We start from the raw sequence: 1,057 nt of genomic DNA, 5'->3' as shown, positions 1-1,057 counted from the left end.
GAGCCGGAGGTAGAGGTAGCCCGCGATGAGGATGGCGAAGAGGCCCACCTCCGAGACGATGAACCAGGCCATCCCCAGTTCGATTGCCGATTCTAACTCCGGGCGTTTATAACTCCGCCAAACTTGGGGATACCGGAACTTATTTGGACCAAACCGTCGAGCTTGTTGGAAAAATTCCTGAGAGTGTCCGGTGAATCCCCCCTCACCCCTTTACCCACTCTCTTGACTTTTTTTAGTAGTAAGGAGTAACCTTAGGTTACCGGCACTAGGGGTAGTGTCGGTGGGTGAGACGCTGGCGGATAATAAAATTCAATAAACGACGAAATCCCCCCCCCACCTTAACAGTGAGGGGGGTTTTCTTTTTTTTTATTCGGAGTTTGTACGAGCCTTTTAAAGGCTTTAGAGGAGGTTTTCAGTACTCTAGCCCTTCGCAGGGTTTTTAAGCCGCTTCAAGCGGCTTAAAAACCCTTCTCCTTTAACGTTTAGGTTTCGGCTCCTCCTTAGTCTGAGTCGCGCCACTGTCTACAGTGGGTGAAGGGTGAGTGGTGGATTTACACCAAATTGAGTTGCCAATCCACTCAGTCTGGCAAGGGTTATCCTCTAGAAGTCCAAAAACAAATCCGTTTTTTGCGGATTTTTTTATCAAAACCGCGGGGTGCGGTTTTGCCTTAGTTTTTAAGGGTAACTCGTTTTCCCAAACTTGGCAGGCTTGAAACCCTTTAGAACCTGCGAAAAGGAAAATTTTGAAGGTTTCTAGCTCTAAAAGGTAACCCGTTCTACACGGAGTTACCTTCTCAACCAAGAAGATTCTTCCTTCTAGCGACTCTTTCAGTTCCTTTTTTAAATCCCCAAACCAGGGGAGATCTTCTTCTTCAAAGAATTTGTTCAAAGCTGGTGTCCTCAACAAACGACGAAACTTAGTGTAGGTTTTGAGTTTTTTTTTGTCAATCCCCTAGACGAACTTGCTAACTTCCTGTATAGGAGAAGGTGGTGGGGGACGAGATCCACACCCTGGTGGAGGTGGGGGGCATCCTCTCCGACCACAAGGGCATCAACG

The 1,057-nt window shown here is 47.5% G+C and carries 1 protein-coding gene; it reads right to left on the bottom strand.

Annotation, left to right across the window (positions count from 1 at the left end; all coding sequences use genetic code 11):
• Positions 1–475: 475 nt before the first annotated feature.
• Complete coding sequence (locus AC01Y6_RS10480; RefSeq protein WP_476671466.1) at positions 476–889, bottom strand: hypothetical protein; 414 nt, start codon at positions 887–889, stop codon at positions 476–478.
• Positions 890–1,057: the final 168 nt, after the last annotated feature.

This window comes from Thermus sp., from assembly GCF_056332225.1.
This window is presented reverse-complemented; position numbering and strand designations above follow the sequence as displayed.